The 20,767-nt window shown below is 72.5% G+C and carries 21 protein-coding genes; 10 read left to right on the top strand and 11 right to left on the bottom strand.

The window, feature by feature from the left end:
• The 3 genes from QSK37_RS30225 to QSK37_RS30215 all read left to right on the top strand — a co-directional run bounded on the left by QSK37_RS30225 (position 1) and on the right by QSK37_RS30215 (position 4,111).
• A complete protein-coding gene (locus tag QSK37_RS30225; RefSeq protein ID WP_285627899.1) occupies positions 1-1,008 on the top strand; it encodes an AurF N-oxygenase family protein in 1,008 nt (335 codons plus the stop codon).
• Positions 1,005-1,838 (top strand): SDR family NAD(P)-dependent oxidoreductase, encoded by an 834-nt coding sequence (locus QSK37_RS30220; RefSeq protein WP_285627897.1) that lies wholly within the window; start codon positions 1,005-1,007, stop codon positions 1,836-1,838. Before QSK37_RS30225 ends, QSK37_RS30220 begins: the two co-directional genes overlap by 4 nt.
• A gap of 302 nt (positions 1,839-2,140) precedes the next feature.
• The gene (locus QSK37_RS30215) at positions 2,141-4,111 is read left to right on the top strand and encodes a S53 family peptidase (protein WP_285627895.1); all 1,971 of its coding nucleotides are present in this window, start codon (positions 2,141-2,143) and stop codon (positions 4,109-4,111) included.
• 75 nt (positions 4,112-4,186) lie between these two features.
• Here QSK37_RS30215 and QSK37_RS30210 read toward each other — a convergent pair whose 3' ends face one another.
• Positions 4,187-4,888, bottom strand: coding sequence for a TetR/AcrR family transcriptional regulator (locus QSK37_RS30210; RefSeq protein WP_285627893.1), 702 nt, complete (start codon positions 4,886-4,888; stop codon positions 4,187-4,189).
• Positions 4,889-4,946: 58 nt separating this feature from the next.
• Entirely contained in the window at positions 4,947-5,879 is a 933-nt protein-coding gene (locus QSK37_RS30205; RefSeq protein WP_285627890.1) for a phosphotransferase, read from the bottom strand.
• Between the two features lie 100 nt (positions 5,880-5,979).
• On the opposite strand from QSK37_RS30205, the gene QSK37_RS30200 reads away from it, so the two are divergent.
• Complete coding sequence (locus QSK37_RS30200) at positions 5,980-6,162, top strand: hypothetical protein (protein WP_285627888.1); 183 nt, start codon at positions 5,980-5,982, stop codon at positions 6,160-6,162.
• Between the two features lie 4 nt (positions 6,163-6,166).
• Here QSK37_RS30200 and QSK37_RS30195 read toward each other — a convergent pair whose 3' ends face one another.
• The 4 genes from QSK37_RS30195 to QSK37_RS30180 all read right to left on the bottom strand — a co-directional run bounded on the left by QSK37_RS30195 (position 6,167) and on the right by QSK37_RS30180 (position 9,438).
• Complete coding sequence (locus QSK37_RS30195) at positions 6,167-7,633, bottom strand: FAD-dependent monooxygenase (protein ID WP_285627886.1); 1,467 nt, start codon at positions 7,631-7,633, stop codon at positions 6,167-6,169.
• A gap of 88 nt (positions 7,634-7,721) precedes the next feature.
• Positions 7,722-7,886 (bottom strand): hypothetical protein, encoded by a 165-nt coding sequence (locus tag QSK37_RS30190; protein WP_285627884.1) that lies wholly within the window; start codon positions 7,884-7,886, stop codon positions 7,722-7,724.
• Between the two features lie 59 nt (positions 7,887-7,945).
• Positions 7,946-8,740, bottom strand: coding sequence for a GAF domain-containing protein (locus QSK37_RS30185; RefSeq protein ID WP_285580377.1), 795 nt, complete (start codon positions 8,738-8,740; stop codon positions 7,946-7,948).
• 74 nt (positions 8,741-8,814) lie between these two features.
• A complete protein-coding gene (locus QSK37_RS30180; protein WP_285627882.1) occupies positions 8,815-9,438 on the bottom strand; it encodes a TetR/AcrR family transcriptional regulator in 624 nt (207 codons plus the stop codon).
• Between the two features lie 96 nt (positions 9,439-9,534).
• Here QSK37_RS30180 and QSK37_RS30175 point away from each other — a divergent pair, with 96 nt between their 5' ends.
• The 3 genes from QSK37_RS30175 to QSK37_RS30165 all read left to right on the top strand — a co-directional run bounded on the left by QSK37_RS30175 (position 9,535) and on the right by QSK37_RS30165 (position 12,838).
• The gene (locus tag QSK37_RS30175; protein ID WP_285627880.1) at positions 9,535-11,124 is read left to right on the top strand and encodes an MFS transporter; all 1,590 of its coding nucleotides are present in this window, start codon (positions 9,535-9,537) and stop codon (positions 11,122-11,124) included.
• A 656-nt stretch (positions 11,125-11,780) separates the two neighbouring features.
• Positions 11,781-11,996, top strand: coding sequence for a V-type ATP synthase subunit F (locus QSK37_RS30170; RefSeq protein ID WP_285627877.1), 216 nt, complete (start codon positions 11,781-11,783; stop codon positions 11,994-11,996).
• A 95-nt stretch (positions 11,997-12,091) separates the two neighbouring features.
• Complete coding sequence (locus QSK37_RS30165; RefSeq protein WP_285627874.1) at positions 12,092-12,838, top strand: HAD family hydrolase; 747 nt, start codon at positions 12,092-12,094, stop codon at positions 12,836-12,838.
• A gap of 21 nt (positions 12,839-12,859) precedes the next feature.
• Here the strand turns inward: QSK37_RS30165 and QSK37_RS30160 are convergent, their stop codons facing one another.
• Entirely contained in the window at positions 12,860-13,570 is a 711-nt protein-coding gene (locus tag QSK37_RS30160) for a PIG-L family deacetylase (RefSeq protein WP_285627871.1), read from the bottom strand.
• A gap of 129 nt (positions 13,571-13,699) precedes the next feature.
• Positions 13,700-14,566 carry a universal stress protein gene (locus tag QSK37_RS30155; protein ID WP_285627868.1) on the bottom strand — a complete coding sequence of 289 codons (867 nt, stop codon included), beginning with the start codon at positions 14,564-14,566 and terminating at the stop codon, positions 13,700-13,702.
• 253 nt (positions 14,567-14,819) lie between these two features.
• Here QSK37_RS30155 and QSK37_RS30150 point away from each other — a divergent pair, with 253 nt between their 5' ends.
• Positions 14,820-15,407, top strand: a complete 588-nt coding sequence (locus tag QSK37_RS30150; RefSeq protein ID WP_285627865.1) for an Rv1733c family protein — start codon at positions 14,820-14,822, stop codon at positions 15,405-15,407.
• Between the two features lie 161 nt (positions 15,408-15,568).
• Positions 15,569-16,225 carry a response regulator gene (locus QSK37_RS30145; RefSeq protein ID WP_285580394.1) on the top strand — a complete coding sequence of 219 codons (657 nt, stop codon included), beginning with the start codon at positions 15,569-15,571 and terminating at the stop codon, positions 16,223-16,225.
• Here QSK37_RS30145 and QSK37_RS30140 read toward each other — a convergent pair whose 3' ends face one another.
• Together QSK37_RS30140 and QSK37_RS30135 are read right to left on the bottom strand one after the other, a co-directional pair.
• Positions 16,226-17,197: an Acg family FMN-binding oxidoreductase gene (locus QSK37_RS30140; protein WP_285627862.1), complete on the bottom strand. Its 972-nt coding sequence runs from the start codon at positions 17,195-17,197 to the stop codon at positions 16,226-16,228. It lies immediately after the preceding gene.
• 115 nt (positions 17,198-17,312) lie between these two features.
• Positions 17,313-18,179: a universal stress protein gene (locus tag QSK37_RS30135; RefSeq protein ID WP_285627859.1), complete on the bottom strand. Its 867-nt coding sequence runs from the start codon at positions 18,177-18,179 to the stop codon at positions 17,313-17,315.
• 451 nt (positions 18,180-18,630) lie between these two features.
• Between QSK37_RS30135 and QSK37_RS30130 the strand changes: the two genes are divergently transcribed.
• Entirely contained in the window at positions 18,631-18,840 is a 210-nt protein-coding gene (locus QSK37_RS30130) for a hypothetical protein (RefSeq protein WP_285580397.1), read from the top strand.
• Positions 18,841-19,025: 185 nt separating this feature from the next.
• Here the strand turns inward: QSK37_RS30130 and QSK37_RS30125 are convergent, their stop codons facing one another.
• Complete coding sequence (locus QSK37_RS30125) at positions 19,026-20,732, bottom strand: glycerol-3-phosphate dehydrogenase/oxidase (RefSeq protein ID WP_285627856.1); 1,707 nt, start codon at positions 20,730-20,732, stop codon at positions 19,026-19,028.
• Positions 20,733-20,767: the final 35 nt, after the last annotated feature.

Below are 20,767 nucleotides of genomic sequence, written 5' to 3'. Positions count from 1 at the left end.
ATGCCCAACCCGACGAGCACGACGCTGGACGAGGAAGTCCGCGAGAAGGTCGCGGACCGCAAGGCCTACGTCGGCGTCATCCAGCGGCTGTCGAAGGCCTCCGTGGACAAGCACTGGGAGGCGTACGCCGACATCCCCTGGGACGACCCCGACTTCAAGGTCGACCCGAACGACCCCCGCTGGATCCTCCCGCCGATCGACCGGCTCGGCGCCACGGAGTGGTACCGCAGCCAGCCGGAGCACGTCCAGGCGCAGATCGGGCTGTGGCGCGTCGCGACGATGATGAAGATCGGCCTGCAGTTCGAGAACCTGCTGAAGCGCGGCCTGCTCGCCTACGCGTACAAGCTGCCGAACGGCTCCCCCGAGTTCCGGTACGTCCTGCACGAGACGACCGAGGAATGCCATCACGCGATGATGTTCCAGGAGTTCGTCAACCGTACGGAGATGCCGATCAAGGGCATGCCCCGGAGCCTCGACATCATCGCGCAGGTCGCGCCGCACATCCCCCGGATCTCCACCGAGCTGTTCTTCGTGTTCGTGCTCGGCGGCGAGGATCCGATCGACTACTTCCAGCGGCAGACGATCAAGGGCGGCCAGGTCAAGCACCCGCTCCAGGAGAAGATCCTGCGCATCCACATCGCGGAGGAGGCGCGGCACATCTCCTTCGCCCGGCACTACCTCAAGCACCGGGTGCCGCGCATCAACCCGGTACGGCGGAAGGCGCTCAGCGTGCTGTCCCCGCTGATCCTCGGCCTGATGGCGCGCATCATGCTCGCGCCGCCCGGCACGATGGTCCGCCACTTCAACATCCCCAAGGACGTCATCCGCGAGGCGTACAGCAAGAACGACGCCTGGAACGGCGAGATGAAGAACTGCGTCGCCAAGGTCCGCGATCTCGCCGCCGAGATCGGCATGGTCGACGGCTTCAGCCGCCGGCTCTGGCAGGCCGTCGGCCTCTGGGACGAGCCGCAGAAGAAGGCGCAGAAGACCGGGAAGGCGGCCAAGTGACCCGCATCGCCGTCATCACCGGTGGCGCCTCCGGCATCGGCCGTGCCATCGCGACCGGTCTCGTCCTGCGCGGCGACAGCGTCGTCGTCGCCGACCTCGACAAGGAACGCGCGGAGAGCGTCGCCGCCCGCCTGTCCGAGCGGGGCACGGCCGAGGCCGCCGCGCTCGACGTCACCGACGCCGAGCAGGTCGCCGCGCTGTACCGGGACGTCGCCGAACGGCACGGCCGGCTCGACCTGGTCTTCAACAACGCCGGCATCGCGGTCGGCGGCCGTACCGACGAGCTCACCCTCGACCACTGGAACAAGACCCTCGATGTGAACCTGCGCGGCGTCATCCACGGGGTGCACGCGGCGTACCCGATCCTGCTGGAGCAGGGACACGGGCACATCGTGAACACCGCCTCGCTCGCGGGCCTGGTGCCGGCGCCGCTGATGCTGCCGTACACCACGACCAAGCACGCGGTGGTCGGCCTGAGCCTCGCCCTCCGCGCCGAGGCGGCGCCGAGGGGCGTACGGGTGAGCGTGGTGTGCCCCGGCTTCGTGGACACCCCCCTGCTCGACAACGCCAACCCGGACCTGCCGGCCACTGAGGCGGGAACCCATGCCCGAGAGGCGGCACTGAAGGTGCAACGACGCCTCTACACCCCCGAGGCGCTGGCCCGCGACGTGCTGCGCGGCGTGGAGAAGAACCAGGCCATGATCGTCGCCCCGGCCTCGGCCCGCGCGGCCTGGCGCGGCGTACGCCTGTCCCCGGAGGGCGCCGTACGGATCGCGGGCCGCAGCCTCGGTCGCCTCGGTTCGACGGTCACCGACAAGCCGAACGGCTGAAGGAAGGCCTTTTCGTACCCGGTTCACGCCGCCGCGCCCCCGGGGCCGTGGCGGCGTGAACCGTTTCTCCTCTGCCGTCAATCGATATGACGGAAAAATGACCCGGTCGTTCCGTGCGGAAGCTCACACCGAGATGTCCACTTCTGGCCCTAAGTTCCCGATTTTTGCATCTTTTTCATAACGACTATTGCTTCACCATAGGAGCACCGAAATCCTCTCGTCGCGGCCTTACGCGCCGCTGACGAAAGGACTGGTGGATGTCACGAGACGGACGACGCCGTCGCGCTCTGACAGCCGCAGCCGTGGCTCTGCCGCTCGTCGCGGCGACCTTCGCGGCTACCGGCACAGCGCAGGCGAGCGACCGGCACACGGTGGCGGGGACCAAGCCGACCTGGGCTTCCTCCTCTGTCGACCGCGGCAAGACCGACAGCAATCAGCGAGTCGACGTCAAGGTCTGGCTTACCGGCCGCGACCCCAAGGGACTCGACGCGTACGCCCTGGCCGTCTCCACTCCGGGTAACGCGCTGTACGGCAAGTACCTCACCCCGCAGCAGTTCAACCAGCGCTTCGGGGCGAGCCGGCAGCAGATCGACGCTGTCACCTCGTGGATCCGCAGCTCGGGCCTGTACGTCGACCTCGCCGGCTCGAACAGCCACTACCTCCACGTGACCGGTCACGTGGACAAGGCGACGAAGGCGTTCGGCACCGAGTTCCGCGACTACGCGGCTCAGGGCACGGTCGCCCGCGCGCCGGAGAGCAACGCCACGGTGCCCGATGCGCTGGCGTCCTCGGTTCTCACGGTGACCGGGCTGGACACCGGCAAGCACCTGCGCACGCACGACGACACGCTGCCGCCGCCGGAGCCGAACTACAACGTCGCCGAGCCCTGCGCCAAGTACTGGAACGAGAAGGTCGCGACGGACAAGCCGACCGCGTACGGCAAGCACCAGTCGCGGGCGATGTGCGGTCTCCTCCCCCAGCAGCTGCGCGGCGCGTACGGCTCGACCGCGAGCGGGCTGACCGGCAAGGGCGCGACGGTCGCGATCGTCGACGCCTACGCCGCGCCGAAGATGGAAGAGGTCTCCAACCAGTTCGCCAAGAAGTACGGCAGCCCGGCGTTCGCCAAGGGCCAGTACCGTGAGGTGCTGCCGCCGACCTTCGACCTCGTCGACGAGTGCGGCGCGGCCGGCTGGTACGGCGAGGAGGCGCTGGACGTCACCGCCGTGCACGACCTGGCGCCCAAGGCCAACGTCGTGTACGTCGGCGCCCAGAACTGCGCCGACGGCCTCGACGACGCGCTCGCGAACATCGTCGACAACCACCTCGCCGACATCGTCAGCAACTCGTGGGGCGACCTGGCGGAGCACTACACCCAGGCGATGATCCAGGCCGAAGAGTCCATCTTCAAGCAGGGTGCGATCGAGGGCATCGGCTTCTACTTCTCCACCGGTGACTGCGGCTACGAGGTGCCCGGCACCCCGTGCCAGGCCCGGTACGGCGACGCCGGCTCGACGAGGCGCCAGGCCGACCTGCCCGTCTCCGACCCGTGGGTGACCGCGGTCGGCGGTACGACCCTCGCGGTCGGCAAGAGCGACAACTACGAGTTCGAGACGCACTGGAACGTCCAGTACGACAACCTCGCGGCGGACGGCAAGAGCTGGAGCTACCCGCCGCCCGGCAGCTACCCGACGACCTACTCCGCCGGTGGCGGTGGCGGTACGAGCGACCTGTTCACCCAGCCGGGCTACCAGCGCGGCGCCGTGCCCAGGTCGCAGAGCACCGCGCTGCCGGACGGTACGACCGCCAAGCAGCCGATGCGTACCATCCCGGACATCTCCGCGGTGGGCGACTCCGGCACCGGCGTCCGGTACCCGGAGTGGAACCAGCGTCCGGACGGCTCGTTCGGTTACACCGAGAGCCGCGTCGGCGGCACGAGCCTCTCCTGCCCGGTCATCGCCGGTCTGCAGGCGCTGGCTCAGCAGGCCCAGGGCCGGCTGCCGATCGGCTTCGCCAACCCGGCGATCTACCTGCGGGCGGGCACGAAGGCGTACCACGACGTGACCGACACGCCGCTCGGCAAGAACAACCCGGTCGCGTACGTCCGGACGAACTACACCGACCCGTACGCGGCGACCGGTCCGCTGAAGTACATCCTCGTCACCTCCGGGAACAAGGGCATTCCGGCGCAGGACGCCCTGAGCGCCGTCCCCGGCTATGACCGAGGCACCGGTGTGGGCAGCCCGACCGCCGCGTACCTGCGGTCCTTCAGGTAGGGCACGACCCGTACGAAGGACGCGGGGCCGGGTGCGACTCATCGCACCCGGCCCCGCGCCTTTTCTGTTCCGGTTCTACTCCGGCAGGCCGATGGACCGGCCCAGGCCCCGCATCGCGTAGTCGAAGACCGCGGTCAGGTCGGAGACGACGTTCGCGTACTGCCCGAACAGCTCGAAGCTGACCGCGCCGAACAGCCCCGGCCAGACGGTGGCCGCGCGGGCGATGACGTCGCCGGGAACGCCGGGCATGATCGCGTCCCTGATCCTGGCGGCGTCGGCGGCCATCGACTCCGGCACCGGCGGGTAGCCGCCCGGTGGGTCCAGCACGCCCGCGCGGAAGGCGTCGCCGACCAGCCGGCCGAAGACCTCCGCGGACGTCGACGCCGGGGCGATGGTGTCCTCCGGCGCGCGGTAGCCGGGCACGGGCGAGCCGTACAGCAGCGCGTACTCGTGGGGATGCGCGAGGGCCCAGCCGCGCAGGCCGTGGCAGAGCGCGAGCCAGCGCCCCATGAAGTCCGCCCGGTCGCGGGCGGCCTCGGCCTCCCTCACCGCCCCGCCCGCGGCGTTGTAGCCGTCGATGATCAGGGCGGTCAGCAGATCGTCGCGGCTCGGGTAGTAGCGGTAGATCGCCGAGGAGACCATCCCCATCTCGCGGGCGACGGCCCGCAGGGACAGCCCCGCCGCGCCGTCCTTGGCCAGGTGCTTGCGGGCGATGTCGGTGATCTCCGCCATGAGCTCGGCGCGCACCCGTTCCCGTGCCGTACGGCTCGCGTTCATCCCTCGACAGTAACAGAGCATCGCAACGAAACGAGAGCAGCGCTCCGATTTCTAGGAATCAGTCCGCGACCGCACGGCCGAGGCCCGCGAGCGCCTCGGCCAGCAGCCGCTCGCGTCCGGTGTCGGCGGCGTACTCGGCCAGGGCCGCGCACAGGAACACCGCGAGCACCCGCGCACGCAGTTCCCGCTCCGCACCGACCGGCCCGTACGCCGACAGCAGGGCCGTACGGGCCGGGCCGGCGAAGCCGCCGTAGGCCAGCGACAGGTCGACGGCGGGGTCGGCGGCGCACAGGTCGCCCCAGTCGATGACGCCGGCCGCCTCCCCACTCTCCGGATCCACGAGCAGGTGACGAATGTGCAGGTCGCCGTGGGAGACCACGACCGGGGCGCTGGACGTCCCGAGCCGCTCGCCGTCGCGCAGGAGGCGTTCGACCGCCGGGTCGGGCGCCCAGACGCCCGCGGCGGCGAGCCGGGCCAGCCGCTCGCGCGCCATCGGGGCGCGTACGGACGGCTCGGCGCGGCTCAGCGGGTCGCGCGGCAGTTCGCCCTCCAGGCCGGAGACCAGCCCGGGGTCGTGCAGGGCGCGCAGGAACGCGCCGAGACCGGCCGCCGCGGCGGTCCGCGCGCCGTCGGGCAGGCCCGCCTCCGCCAGCTCACGGCCGGGTACGCGCCGGGCCCCCCAGAACGGCCACGGGAACTCCGGCGACGGCCGCCCGGCGAACTCCGGCACGGGTACGGGCAGCGGCAGCCGCGGGGCCAGCCGGGGCAGCACGGCGAGCTCCCGCCGCACGCCGGGAAGCGCGACCGAACGGCGCGGGAACCGGAAGATCCATTCTCCGCCGACAAGGAACACGGTGTTGTCCCAGCCGGTGGCCAGCGCCTCGACGGTCGCGCCGCGCAGGCGGGGGAACCGCGCGCCGATGAGGTCGGCCGCGCGTTCCGCCGAGACGGTCCGCTCCGCCTCCCACGCCGTCGTCCCTCCCCCGCTCACGGGTCGAACCTATCGGGCCGGGAGGCCGCGGATGATCGAACCGTTCCCGTTTGGGTAGGGCCGGAACGTGACGAACGACGACCCACGAGGAGGCGATCCGATGGAGACCGAGGCCGGGCGCGACGACCAGGCACCCAAGGAGCAGGAGGACCGGAACGACACCACTCCCGACGCGTCGGAACTGTCCGACCGCGCCGCCGAGTCGGTCGGTCGGCGTTACGACGCCACCAAGGAGACGCACCACGAGCCGCTGCCCGGCGACGAACGCTCGGACGAGGGATGAGGCGTCAGTGCGCGACCCGGCCCGTGGCCGGACCGCACCACTGACGTAGCGCCGCGCGTACGCCCGACCTTGCGTCGGGCCCCTCCGCGGCCCAGGCGATGTACCCGTCGGGCCGTACGAGGACGGTCGTGCGCGTCGGCCCGCCCGCGGTGACCAGGTCGACCCGGTCGCGCCAGGCGGCGATCCCCGAGCCGTCGGTGCCGGGCGGTACGACCAGCAGGAAGCGGCCCGGCCGCAGCGCGCGGTAGAGCCGGCGCGGCGCGTCGCCGGCCAGCGGGATGTCCGGCGCGCGGCGGCCGACGAGAGGATGCGAGCCGCGCGGTGCCGGATAGGACAGGTCGATCATCGAGACGGCGCCCGCCATGCGCCGTGCGACCGGGCGCAGGCCCGCCGCGACCCGCAGGGCGGTGTCCCGGAGCGCGCGCAGGACGCGCGGGCGCAGGAGCCCGGCGCGCAGGATGGTGCCGCTCGTGCGCAGGACACGCCGGCCGACCGGATACCGCTCGTCGTGATAGGTGTCCAGCAGCCCGTCCGGCGCCCAGCCCTGGATCGCGGCGCTGAGCTTCCAGGCGAGGTTGACCGCGTCCTGCAGGCCGGTGTTCATTCCCATGCCGCCGGCCGGCGAGTGCACGTGGGCGGCGTCCCCGGCGAGGAAGATCCGGCGGTCGCGGTAGCGCGGCACCTGGCGTTCGTCGCTGTGGAACCGCGAGATCCAGCGCGGGTCGTGCATGCCCAGGTCGGTGCCGAGGACCGCGTGGGTGACCCGGCGGACCTCCTCGAAGTCGACCGGGGCGGTGTCGGGGAGCTGGTTGCGGCGGTTCCAGGCGATGACGCGGTGCCAGCCGTCGCCGAACGGCGCGATGAAGACGAACCCCGCCCCGGTGGCCCGTGCCGTCACCGTGTCCGGCGGGGACTCGGCGAGCCGGACGTCGCAGATCATCACCGAGCGCACCACCGAGCGGCCGGGGAACGGCAGGCCGAGCTCGCGGCGTACGGTGCTGTGCACGCCGTCGGCGCCCACGGCGTAGTGGGCTCGCAGCGTGCGCGTCGCACCGCCGGCCTCGCGCACCGTCACGTCGACACCCTCGGCGTCCTGGCGCAGCGCCACCACATCGGCGCCCGGCACGATCACCGCGCCGGCCGCGCGCGCCCGGTCGGCGAGCACGCGCTCGGTCTCGTACTGCGGTGTGATCAGGACGTACGGGAAGCGGGTCGGCAGCGTGAAGAAGCGCAGGCCGAATGGGCCGAGGCCGGACGCCGGCACGCCGGTCGCGACGAGGTCGTCGGCGAGTCCCCGCGCGTCGAGCAGTTCGAGGGTGCGCGCGTGCACGCCGAAGGCGCGCGTGAGGTTGGACTCCTGGTCGCGGCGTTCGAGGACGGCGCAGGCGACACCGGCGGCGGCGAGGTCGCCGGCCAGCATCAGGCCCGTCGGCCCGCCGCCCACGATGAGCACGTCCGTATCGGCCCGCATGCGATCCCCCTGGGTCGTCGCCACCGGCGGTCAACCGCTCGTGACTGACGACCTTCCCGCGAAACGGGCCCTTCGCACCTCGGGCGGGTCAGTCGCCCGGCTCGTCCTGCCCGGCGGCGTCCTTGCGCACCTCGGCCTCGCGCCGGACCTCGCGTTCGGCACGCTCGCGCGCCTCGGCGAAGTAGCGGCCCGGATCCTTGATCATCCGCTCCGACCTGTCGTCGGAGTCCCGCACCACGATGTCGCCTGGCATAGGCCCCCACTCCCCTTCTTCCGTCAGTGTCCGGAACGCCGGACGAAAGGTCAAACGAATCAACGCACGAGGCGCCGGATCCCCTCCTCGTTCGTCCCGTACGCGAGGGCGCCGGCGAGCAGGCCCGCCAGCAGCCGTGCGAACGGGATGTCGGACCGGCTCACTCCCCCGACGTTCATGGCGTCCACGGTGAGGATCCCGTACGGCGTGTGCCCGGCCACGACGGGCACGGCGACGAAGGACCGGTAGCCGTGGTCGGCCGACCCGGCCCAGCCCGGCGGCGGGTCGCGGTCGACGTCGGCGGAGTGCGCGTGCTCGTTGTCGCGGATCATCGCGAAGACGGAGTCGCCCTCGGGCGTGCCCTCGGTGAAGACCGTCAGGGGCGCGTCCGCGCGCCCGGCGTACTGGACGGGCACGAGCTTCTTCGGGCTGCCGTCCTCGAGCCGGAACAGGCAGGCCCGCACGCGGCGGCCCTTGATCAGATGCGCCGCGGAGTCGAGGACCATGGGGATGGTCGCCTCCCGCAGGTTTCCCCGCTCCTGGCGGTTCGCGGCGGTCGCGATGCGCCCCAGCTGACGCACGATCGGGTCGAGCGCGTCGTTGATCGTGACGCGCATCTCGACGGCGGCCTCGATCGCCTCCTGCTCGGCGGTCTTGCGCTGGCGTTCCTTGCGGATCTGCTCATAGCCGGGGACCGCCGCCCCGACGACGCTCATCACCACGCCGAGCACGATCCACCAGGGCTTCCACGGACCGGCCTCGCCCGCCTCGGCCCCGGAGATCGCCACCAGGGCGACGGAGGCGATGCCGACGGTCGTGGTGAGGTAAAGCCGTCTTCTGGGGGGAATGCGCACGCACGCACATTAAAGGATCATCGACGAACTCCGCGTGTCGACGGTTTGTCCACGGCAGGCCATGACCATTTCGGTCAAGCCGTTACCGCCCTCGCCTGGCCGTTCACCGCCGCGTCCGCGTCGGCGGCGGGCACGCCCGCGGCGATGAGGCACGTGCGGGCGACCTCCCGGGCCGGGTCCGCGCTCTGCCACAGCCCGTCGTTGACCGCCTGCAGGAGCCCGAGGATGAGCGACTCGAGGGCGTGGGCGAGCACGCTCGGCGGCAGGTGCCGGGTGAAGTCGCCGCGCCGTGCGCCCTCCTCCAGCAGGCCGGCGACCCCCTCGCGCGCGGGCCGCAGGTGGTCGCGGATGCCGCCGCCGGTCAGGTTGCGCTGGGCCAGGGAGATGAGCAGCCGGTAGCGGTCGCCGATCGCCCAGGTCGCGGTGGTCGCGGCCACGAGCGCATCGACCGGCGAGGTGACGCCGGTGGTGGCCCGGCTCAGCGCGTCGGTGACCTCGCGGGCGACCTGGTCGGCGATGCCCTCGATCAGCGCCTCACGGCTCGGGAAGTGGCCGTAGACGGTGCGGCGCACGACGCCGGCGGCGCGGGCGATGTCGTCCATGCTCGCGTCCGGGTCGCGGATCAGCTCCCGCGTGGCGACGGCCAGGATGTGCCGCCGGTTGGCCTCGGCACGGCCGGTCCGCCTCGCCTCGCTCATGTGACTCCTTTCACAAGCCACATTCTTGCACACCGGTGTGCAGATGACTAGCTTGCACAGTGGTGTGCAAATTGATCTCATATCGGAGGGGCGATCATGAATCGGACGGACCGGCCGTACTCCCGCCGGTGGGCCGCGCTGGCCGTGCTGTGCCTGAGCCTGCTGATCATCGTCATGGCCAACACCTCGCTGCTCGTCGCGGCGCCGGCGATGACGCGCGACCTCGGCCTCAGCAGCAGCGACCTGCAGTGGGTCATCGACGCCTACACGGTGCCGTACGCGGCGTTGATGCTGGTGATGGGCGCGATCGGCGACAAGTACAGCCGCCGCGGCGCGCTCCTGGCCGGTCTCGTGGTGTTCGCCGCCGGCTCGGTGACCGGCAGCCTGGTCCATGAGACCGCGGGGGTGATCACGGCCCGGGCGGTGATGGGCGTCGGCGCGGCGATGATCATGCCCGCGACGCTGTCGCTGCTGAGCGCGACGTTCCCCCGGCGAGAGCGGGCGCGGGCGATCACCATCTGGACCGCCACGTCGGGGCTGGCCATCGCGGCCGGGCCGCTGCTGGCCGGGTGGCTGCTCGAGAGCCACTCGTGGGGGTTCACGTTCCTGATCAACGTCCCGGTCGCGGCCGTCGCCGTGGTCGCCGCGCTCGTGCTCGTACCGCCGTCCCGCGCGGGCGGCCGGGAACGACTCGACCTCATCGGCGGCCTGCTGTCGGTGATCTTCCTGGCCGCGCTCGTCTACATGATCATCGAGGGCCCCCGGTTCGGGTGGGGCACCGGTGCGATCACGGCCGCCGTCGTGGCCGGCGCCGGTCTGGCCGCGTTCGTCTGGTGGGAGCTGCGGCACCCGCGCCCGATCCTGGACGTCCGCCGGTTCCGCGACCGTACGTTCGGCGGGGCGAACCTCGCGGTCGCGCTGTTCTTCCTCGCGGCGTTCGGGTCGATCTACTACCTGACGCAGCACCTGCAGTTCGTCCTGGGCTACGGCCCGCTGTCCACCGGCGTACGGCTGCTGCCGCTGGCCGGCGCGGTGTTCGCGGGCGCCGCCGTCACGGGCGTGCTCACCCCGCGGCTCGGCACGAAGGTCACGGTGGTGCTCGGCATGGCCCTGGGCACGGCCGGCATCCTGCTGCTCACCCGCGTCGACGACGGATCCGGGTACGGCACGTTCCTGCCCTCGCTGCTGCTGCTCGGCGTGGCGATCGGACTCAGCGTCTCCCCCTGCACCGACGCCATCATGGGCGCGTTCCCCGAGGAACGCCTCGGCGTGGGCGGCGCGGTGAACGACACGTCGCTCGAACTCGGCGGCTCGCTCGGCATCGCCATCCTCGGCTCGGTCCTGGCCGACGCGTACCGAGCGGACGTGACGACGGCGATCGGCGGCCGGCTGCCCGCAGCCGCGGCGAAGGCGGCCGAGGAGTCGATCGGCGGGGCGCTGACCGTGGCGGAGAAGGTGACCGCCACCGCGGGCCCCGGACGCGCGGCGTCACTGGTGCACGCGGCGGACCACGCCTTCGCTCACGCGGTCGCGCACACGAGCCTGGTGGGCGGCCTCATCCTCGGCGCCGGCACCGTCCTGGTCGCCCTGCTGCTGCCGAACACCCGCCGCCCCGACGTTTCTCCCGGCGAACGCCCCGCGACGGCGGAACCCGAGCCGTCGCTGTCCGGCACGGCGCACGGCTGATCCGCCGCGGCGTTATCCACAGGGAATCCCCGGGCTTCCGCCCGGGGATCCAGCGCTTGACAATGGAAGTGGGCTGGAGCCCCCGAGGCGGGCGGGGACCGCCCGGACCGGGGACCCCCACCCGGGGACTGTGCGGGGCCAAGACCGCCAACCGGCCTCAGGAGTGGCACGGACGCTGGACGGGAACCGCCCCCGGACCCGACCACCGGCATCCGGGACCGGGGTTCACGGGGGCTCGGCAGAAACCGCCGTCCTGGGCGAAAGCCGCGCCTCCGCCGCGCACGGACGCTGAACCCGGATCGCCGCCTCAGCCCGACCAACCCCAGAGCGCACGGGCGCGCCGGGTCAGTCCGCTGCGGTATGCCGGAGTCGGGGCCAAGGTCCTCCGGGGTTCGGCGGGCCGTCGGCCGCGGGGCGGCGCGGGGTGCGCGGGTCCGTACGGCGAACCGGGGCGAAGGTCCCTTGACCGACTTCCGTGCGGCCCTGCCCCGAACCGGTCATCACGACCGACCATGGTTCACATGCCGACATCACACGACCTCCCGCTCCGGGCCGACTCCGGTGGCCGGGACGGCCGGTGTTGTCGGTCCGTCGCGATCGGCGCGTCGTCGCCGGCGCTCTCCTCCTCCGGCAGTCGTCGTTCGGGAAGGCGGAAAATGGCGAAGATCGCGGTGATCGGGGAAAGCGGAAAGGTCCTGGAGTTCGGTCTCGCGGGGGCGATCGTCATCCCCGCCGAGGAGCCCGAGGCCGTACTCGCCGCCTGGCAGTCGCTGGGCGATGACGTCGCCGTCGTAGTGCTGACCTCGCGCGCGGCACGGACCCTGGCCGGCCGGACGGCGTCGTGGCCGCTCACGGCGGTGATGCCGCCGTGAGCAGGCCAGATTCACGGCCCCCGCACGGTCGCCGCCCCGGCGTGACGGGAAGACTGAAGGAACGGGCCCAGCGGGGGGAATGAGGTGAGCGGGCCATGCAGAGGAGATCCGGGGAGTGTGAGCTCGGCGGCGACATAACAGCGGTGATCTTCGGAGTGGACGGCGTGGTCATCGACAGCGCGCGTACGTCGGCGGGGGCCTGGAAGACGGTGTTCGACCCCTTCCTGCGCACGTACGCGGCGACCCACGAGACCGTCTTCGTGCCGTTCGACGTCCGGGCCGACTTTCTGCGTTACACGCACGGCAAGCCGCGGCTGGCGGGGGCACGGGACTTCCTCGCCTCCCGTGACATCTGCCTGCCCTACGACGATCTGCGGGGACTGATGATCCGGCACGAGGAGTTCTTCCTCGGCGAGGTTCACCGGCACGGGGTGAGCCCGTTCGCCTCCGCGGTCACGCTGATCCGGGAGTCCCACCGGCGCGGTCTTCGCACGGCGGCGGTGTGCACGCAGCGGCACGGTACCGAGGTGCTGAGGAACGCCGGTGTCGTGGACATGTTCGACATCGTCCTGGACGGCCTGCGCGCGCCCGGCACGCGGCTTCCGTTCTGCCCCGACACCGCGCTGTTCGTACGGGCCGCGCTGCAACTGGGCGTCGAACCGCGTCACACCGCGGTCATCGAGGAGTCGCCGGCGGCCCTGATGGCCGCCAAGCGCGGCGGGTTCGGCCTGGTCGTCGGCGTCGATCGCCTGGGCGGCGGAGCGCTGCGCGAACACGGCGCGGACGTCGTCGTGACGGACCTGTCCGAACTCCACGTCGGCGGCCACCGCCACGCCGCCTGAGGAAGAGACGCACCAGGCCGATCAGGCGCGCCCTCGCTCCGGCACGTCCCCGCAGGGCACCAGCCAGCGCAGCCATTCGCGGTCGCCCTGGACGGCCAGCCGGGCGAGCTGGGTGCGGTCGCCGCGTGCCTGGCTGCCGTGGGCGCGCATCGCGTACTGCTGGGCGTTCCGGCGGACTCGCAGCTCGAAGTCGATCCGCAGGTCCGCGTCCCCGGTCACCGACAGCCCCGTCGCCTCCCGTACGGCCTTGGCCACGTCGTGCGGCAGCGTCCAGCCGAGCACCGGAACGGCGAGTTCGCGGCCCGCGTGGCAGGCCACGCAGGCGGCGATGCGGTCGCCGAGGCGCCCGTCGACGGTGAGAAGGAGGTCGACGTTCCACTCGCGCACCATCCGGATCACCCGTTCGGCGAGCCGGGCGACCGGCAGCCGCCGCAGCTCGGCCTCCGGGTAGTCGGCGAGCATGCAGTGCGACGCCCGCAGCGCGCTCGCGGCGGCGTCGAACTCGAACGGCCGGACGGAGGTGAGCCGCTCCATGGAGTCGTTGTACGGCGACGCGTCCCCGCGGCTGATCGCGAGCACGCTCACCTGGCTGCCGGCGCGGCGGAAGGCGTCGAGCACCGCGCCGAGATAACAGGCCTCATCACCCGGCCGTGCCACGACGGCCAGGACGCACTTGGCGTCCGGCAGCCGCCCCAGCGTCCCCGACGGCCACATTCCGGTATCCGCGGTCATCTGTCATGCGCCCCCTACCTCGCCTTTTCCGAGGCTCCCTGTTTCGAGCATCGCCGGAGGCGGCCGGTGATGTGACCGGCGAAGGTCCCCGCCCGGCGGGACCCCGGGCCCGTGCGGGGTCGCCGAAGGTCAGTTCCGCGGCCGTACGATCGCCACCGGGCACGGGGCGTGCTGCAGCACGGCCGCGGCCACCGCGCCGAGGCGCAGTCCGGCGACGCCGCCGAGCCCGCGCCCGCCCACGACGAGCAGCGCGGCGGTGCCCGCCGCCTCCAGGAGCGCGTGCCGCGGGGTCCGCATCGACAGCACCGTGTCCGCGTCGACGTACGGGTACTTCTCCCGCCAGGGCGACACGGTCCGTTCCAGGCGGCCCGCGGCCATCACCCGCAGCTCCTCCGGGTCGGTGATCATCCCCATCTCGGCCGACACGATCGCCTCGGGCTCCCAGCAGCCGAACACCGCCCGCAGCGCCAGGCCGCGCAGCGCCGCCTCCTCGAAGCCGAACGCGAGGGCGGCGTCCGAGGCGGCCGAACCGTCCACCCCCACGACGACCGGGCGGCTGCGGTCGGGCGCGCCCCGCACGACCAGGACGGGGCAGTGCGCGTACGAGGGCAGCTGGACCGCCGACGAACCCGCCTCCGGCCCGGCGAAGGCGCCCGCGCCGTGGGTGCCGATCACCGCGAGCGAGGCGTTCTTGGACTGGTTGACCAGCATCGCCGGCGCCGGCCCGGCGGCGAGCCGGCCGCGCACCGGGGTGCGCGGGGACGCCTCCTGGGCGATGATGACGCCTCGGTCCAGCGTGTGCTGGGCCATCTTGCGCACCGTCTCCACCGCCTCGGGACCGGACGGCGGCACGGGATAGGGCCAGTGCCACGCGTGGCAGACGGTCAGCGGCATGCGGCGCAGGCGCGCCTCGTCGACGGCCCAGCGCAGGGCCCGCTCGCTCGCCGCGGACCCGTCGAAGCCGACCAGCACGTACGACCCGTCGAACCGGTCCATGTCCCCCTCCCTCTTCAGCGTGACGACGGCCGCGACACGCCAGAAGAGGCCGAAAGTCCCCCGCGACCGGCCCGCCCGGCCCTGTCCCGTCCTCACTCGCCGCAGGGTTACCATCGCACCCGGTAAGGGCAGGTCAGGGGCCAAAGCCCGCGGTCCGCAGGACCCTCGGCGGAGTCCACGGGGACCAGCGCCTCTCCCGAGAAGGGGTCGAACCGCCTAGTCTGCGGAATAAAAGGCCGTAACGGAGGTGTCTATGCGAACCTTCACGATCAAGCTTCTGGGCGTGATCCGTTACGTGCGCCCCGATGGCAATCCGCTGCGCCGTCCGGTCGACCGCACACACGTCCGGATGATGATCGTTCTCGGCCTCCTCTTCCTCGTCCTGGCGCCGCTGTCGGTGGTCGTGACCGCCCGGCTGGCCGGCGGCGCGGGCGCGCGGGCCGAACGCGTGCAGGCGCAGACCCGGCACCGGGTGGAGGCGGTGGTCGTCGACACCTCTCCGACCGGGTCGCGCGGAGTCCTGGATGAGACCGTGCGCATCGGCTGGCACGACAGGGCGGGCGCCTACCACGCCGCCGTCGTCCCGGCGGCCGGCAACGAGACGATCGGCGCCCATCGCACGATCTGGATCGACCGCATCGGACGGCTGACGACTCATCCGCGCAAGCACTCCCAGACGGTCGCCGACAGCGTCATGGCGGCGACGACGGCTCTCACGATGCTCGCGCTGCTGTTCTCCGCCGCCCGCATGCTCATCGAGCATCGCCTGGACCGCCGCCGCCTGGAGCTGTGGGAGCGCGAGTGGGCCGCCGTGGCGCCCCGCTGGACGGGCCTGCCCTGAGCCACCGGTCCGGCCGGCCGAAGCATGGGCGCGGCGGGTCCGCCAGGGACCTTGGTCCACGGGATCTCCGACGTTCGTACCACGGTGATCCGAGGAACGCCTCCTAACGTGAGGACACAGGCCGGCGCCCGCCGGCCCCGCACGGATTGCGAGGCCAGGCCATGACGATCCGGGTTTTCCTGCTCGACGACCACGAAGTGGTCCGGCGCGGCGTCGCGGCGCTGCTCGAGTCCGAATCCGACATCGAGATCGTCGGGGAGGCCGCCACCGCCGCGCACGCCATCGCCCGGATCCCCGCCGTACGGCCCGACGTCGCCGTCCTGGACGTGCGGCTGCCGGACGGCGACGGGGTGAGCGTGTGCCGTGAGATCCGCTCCCGGCTGCCGGGCCTGGCCTGCCTGATGCTGACGTCGTTCTCCGACGAGGAGGCCCTGTTCGACGCGGTCATGGCCGGGGCCGCCGGGTACGTGCTGAAGCAGATCCACGGGTCGGACCTGGTCGCGGCGGTCCGAACGGTCGCCTCCGGGCAGTCGCTGCTCGACCCGCACAGCACCGCGCAGATGCTGCACCGCCTGCGCGAACGCCAGACCCGCAAGGACCCGCTGTCCACGCTGTCCGACCAGGAACGCCAGATCCTCGAGCTCATCGGCGAGGGACTGACCAACCGCCAGATCGGCGAGCGGCTCTTCCTCGCCGAGAAGACCGTGAAGAACTACGTCTCGAACCTGTTCACCAAGCTCGACATGCGCCGCCGTACGCAGGCGGCGGCGTTCGTCGCCCAGCTCAAGGCCGCGGGCGACCGGTCGCGCGACGAATGATCACAGCTCGCCACGCGTCAGCTCGGTGACGGACCGGCGCACCACGTTCGCGTGGGCGATCCCCAGCCGCAGAATCATCTGCGGATAGGCCCCGTCGCAGAACCGGGTGCGGATGAACTCCCGCAACTCCGGCACCTCCAGCGCCTGACCGTGGAACGCGGCCGACACCTCGTACTCGGCCGCGCAGAGCAGGATCCGCTGGAGCGCCTGCCCGGCGCACAGCCGGTCGCCGCACCCGTCGCCGTCGGTGAGCAGGACCGCCACGACGCCCGTCGCGTCCCGGTTCTCGCTGCCGGCCCCGCCCCATCCCTGGCCGGTGGCGAAGTCGCGGCCGGCGAAGTCCGGTTCCAGGCGGGCCGACTCACGCGGGCAGGTCTCCTCGGACGCGGCGCCGGGCGGCGGGGCCCAGCGGGCCACCTCCGCGACGTACGCCGGGTTCTGCCGCTGGACCTGCTCGGCGGCCTCGGTCAGCGCGGCGAGCGCGATCCGCGCCCGCGGGTCGGCGACGATGCGCAGCGAGACCTGCTCGCAGTAGGCATGGGTGCGCAGGGCCTGGAGCAGGCCGATGGGCAGCCCGCCCGGCCGGAACCCGCCGGTGTGCGTGTGCCGGTGCCGGATCTGGGCGTACATCTGGCGCTCCTCGGCGGTGGCGGGCCGCTCGCCGCCGACGCCGACCTCGGCGATCAGGTCGGGCCGGTCCGGGTCGGGCAGCATCCGCACCAGGGGTATCCGGCCGAGGTCACGCATGGCCAGGCGCAGGGTGTAGAGCGCCGCGCCACAACTGATCATCGTCTCGCGGCCGTCCGGATCGGCCACCTCCAGCCGGCGCTCGGGGTCGGCGTGCACCGTGACGGTCGAGCCGCGCGTGCCGAACCGCCACGGCCGCGTGTCGTACACCGAAGGCGCCCACACCGCAGCGTCGACGAGATGGTGCGCGATCTCGTCGGCGCGCGGCGTCTCGACGGCATCCATGTGCGCTCCTGGTCGTCTCTCCGGTCTTCAGCGCACCATCCGGGCACCGGATCCGGGCAGAGACGAAGGTCCCCGCGAACGGGGACCTGCGGCACGGTCGGCCCGGGGGCCGCGCCTACCTACCGGACGGTACGACGGCCAGCGGGCAGTGCGCGTGGTGCAGCAGGCCGTGGCTCACCGAGCCGAGGATGAGGCCGGCGAACCCGCCGCGGCCCCGCGAGCCCACCACGAGAAGGTCGCAGCGCGCGGACACCCCGGACAGGATCCGTACCGGGCGGCCGTGGACGACCTCGGTGACCACCTCGACGTCGGGATACTTGTCGCGCCAGACCGCGAGCGCGTCGTTCAGCCGGCGCGTGTGCTCGACGCCGATCACGTCGGCGTCGTAGACCAGCGGCGTCATGCCGCCGAGGTCCACCGCGCCGGGGTCGGACCAGACGTGGACGGCCCGCAGTCGCGCCCCGCGAAGGCCCGCCTCCTCGAACGCGAAGGCCAGCGCAGGGTCGCCCAGCGGCGGCCCGTCGACGCCGACGGCGACCTCCCCGCGGTCGACCGGCTCGACGTGGCGTACGACGACGGCCGGCACCGGCGTGTGCGTGACCACCTGCAGCGCGCTCGACCCGAGCAGCAGGCCGGCGACCGAGCCCATGCCGTGGCTGCCGACCACGACGAGCGAGGCGTCGCGCGCCCGTTCGACCAGGGCGCGGGAGGCGCCCGCGGGAACCATGTCGCCGTCGACGTCGATGCCCGGCGCACGCGTGCGCGCGGCCTCGATCGCCGCCCCGATGACCTCCTGGCCGCCGGCGAGGAGCCATTCCCGCACGGCCACCAGGCGCGGGTCGACGTTCCGGTCGTACAGCCAGGGCGCGACGGCGTGCACGATCCGCAGCGGCGCTCCCCGCAGAGCCGCCTCGCCGGCGGCCCAGTCGACCGCCCGCAGGCTGTGCCGCGACCCGTCGGCGCCGACGATGATCGGGTCCATGACCGTTCTCCTCCGGTCCTCCCGGGAGCTCTGACACCTCCATCCCAGGCGGGAATCCGGCTTCGCACTCAGGGCCCTACGGTCCCGCGCCCACGCCGATGGTCCCTTCGGACGGTGTCTCCCGGCACCGTCCGCCAGCGCCTTCGCCGCCGACCATGAAAGGACCATGCGCGGTCATCACCCGCGCCATCCGGCCGATTCGGAGCCGGTGGCCCTCGTTCGCTCCGCCGGTCCGGAGACCCGCCGCCACCAGGGCGGATCCGCGCTTAAAGCGGCTCCGCGCGGCCACTCCACTAGTGGTCAAGTTGTGGCATGTAACCGACAGTCAGTATTGCTCCCGGCGAACCGGACATGTGAGGTTGAACTAGGCGATGAGGCCATAAAAGGCACAAATCGCCTGGCGTGACAATGACCCGTCATGCCGTCGGTACCAACCAGGGAGGTAGTTTCCATGGCGATTTCGAAGCGACTCGCGGTAGCCATCTCCGGTGCGGCCTTCGCGGGCGCGGCCGCGCTGACGATGGGTGCTGCGACCCCCGCCGGCGCGGCCACGGCAAGCGCTCCGGCGACCGGCCGGCACATCGCCAGCCTCGCCTCGTGGTGGGGCTGTGGCTGGGACTGCTGCGACGACTGCGACTGGGACTGCTGGGACTGGTGCTGACGGCCTGACCGCACCCACCCGGTGATCCACCGGAGGGGCCTCGCCCCCACCAGCGCGAGGCCCCCAACCCCCACCGGTACCGAATCCATGACCCGCCAGATGACCACGCCCCACCTCGGACCATGGCCCTCACGCTCCGGTCCGCCGTCCCGGGGCCGGATCACCGGCCCCGGGACGGCCATGTGTCAGGAGGCGGCGCGGTCGGGGAACAGGGACGGGACCTCGTGCAGCGCCGCCGCGGCGGCCGTGTCGCTCTGCTCGCGGCGGGCCTGGAGTTCGGCCTGGACCCGGGCCACGTAGTTCTCCGTCTCGCGTTTGGCCGTCTCGTCGTCCCAACCGAGGATCGGCGCGATGAGGCCGGCGACCTCGGGAGCCGCCGCCGCGCCCTGGTCCCACTCCTCCATCGACGCGCGCAGCCGGCGGCGCAGCACGTCCTCCAGGTGCAGGGCGCCCTCGTGCGTCACCGCGTACACCGCCTCGGCCTTCAGGTAGTCGCTCGCGGCGGGGATCGGCTCCCCCAGGGACGGGTCGCCCTCGATCAGCGCGAGGACCTCGTCGACGCACGAGCCGTACCGGTTCAGCAGGTGCTCGATGCGCGCGACGTGCAGTCCCGCCCGCGCCGCCAGCCGTCGGCGGTCGTTCCACAGCACCTCATAGCCCACGGCTCCGGCGAGCGGCAGGCGGTGGGTCACCGAATCGGGCACGTTCAGCGGCAGCCGGCCGGCGACGGCGTCCACGACGTCCTCGGCCATCACCCGGTACGTCGTGAACTTGCCGCCCGCGATGACGGTCAGGCCGGGCACCGGCTGGGAGACCGTGTGCTCGCGGGACAGCTTCGTCGTCTCGTCCGAACCGCCGGACAGCAGCGGGCGCAGCCCCGCGTACACCGCCTCGATGTCGTCGTGGGTCAGCGGGATCGTCAGGACCGAGTTGACGTGGTCGAGCAGGTAGTCGACGTCCGCGCCGCTGGCGGCGGGCTCGTCCTTGGCCAGCTCCCACGCGGTGTCGGTGGTGCCGATGATCCAGTGACGGCCCCACGGAATGACGAACAGCACGCTCTTCTCGGTCCGCATGATCAGGCCGGTGTCCAGGCGGATGCGGTCGCGGGGAACCAGCAGGTGGACGCCCTTGGACGCGCGCACCTCGACATCGCCGCGCGCCCCCGCCAGCCGGTGCGTCTCGTCGGTCCACACGCCGGTCGCGTTGATCACCTCGCGGGCGCGTACCGTGATCTCCCGGTCGTTCTCCAGGTCGTGGACGCGCGCGCCGGTCACGCGCTCGCCCTCCCGTACGAACCCGGTCGCCCGCGCCCGGCTGACGACCGTGGCGCCGTAACTCGCGGCGGTCCGCGCGAGCGTCATCGTGAAGCGCGCGTCGTCGACCTGGGCGTCGAAGTACTGGATCGCGCCGACGAACGCGTCCCCGCGCAGCGCCGGCGCCACCCGCAGCGCGTGCCGGTGGCTCAGGTGACGGTGGCGGGGCACCGCCCCGGCGCCGCCCATCGTGTCGTACAGGCCGATGCCCGCGCCGACGTAGAAGCGCTCCCACATCCGGTGCTTGAGCGGGTACAGGAACGGCACGGGGTGGACGAGGTGGGGCGCGACCCTCGTCAGCAGCAGGGCGCGCTCCCGAAGCGCCTCGCGTACGAGATGGAAGTCGCGCTGCTCCAGGTAGCGCAGGCCGCCGTGGATCAGTTTGCTGGAGCGGCTGGACGTGCCGGCGGCCCAGTCCGCGGCCTCGACCAGCGCCACGGACAGGCCGCGCGACACGGCGTCGAGCGCTGCGCCCGCGCCCACCACGCCGCCGCCCACGACCAGCACGTCGAACTCTTGGTCCGCCAGTTCGCGCACCGCACGCGCGCGATCGGCCGGTCCCAGGGATGCGGGTTTCATCGTCGGGCTCCTCGAAAGCTTCGGAGGGGAGAGAG

This window comes from Actinoallomurus iriomotensis (genome assembly GCF_030269445.1).
Taxonomy (GTDB): Bacteria; Actinomycetota; Actinomycetes; order Streptosporangiales; family Streptosporangiaceae; genus Actinoallomurus; species Actinoallomurus iriomotensis.
Note: the sequence above shows the minus strand (reverse complement) of the source record. Positions and strands in the feature narration are given on the sequence as shown.